The 243-nt window shown below is 67.1% G+C and carries 1 pseudogene; it reads right to left on the bottom strand.

Annotated elements, in window-relative coordinates:
* A pseudogene (locus ACPYOM_RS23540) lies at positions 1-243 on the bottom strand (hypothetical protein); the annotation flags it as partial.

The following is a 243-nucleotide window of genomic DNA, read 5'->3' as shown; positions in this document are numbered from 1 at the left end:
CCTTCGTCGGCAGCGTCAGATGTGTATAAGAGACAGGTTCATCTTCACCACGCTCTACCGGGGCACCGCCCGGCACCGCGAACGGGTACCCCGCTCCGGCCCGGTCGCCGACGGTGCGGTCGATGGGGATCTGCCCGACGTTGCGGATCTGTCTCTTATACACATCTCCGAGCCCACGAGACGCGTAGTAATCTGGGGGGGGGGGTTTCTGTTTGGGGGAGGGGGGGGGGGGGGGGGGGGGGG

It is taken from the genome of Monashia sp. HAY1-2A (assembly GCF_056755315.1).
Note: the sequence above shows the minus strand (reverse complement) of the source record. Positions and strands in the feature narration are given on the sequence as shown.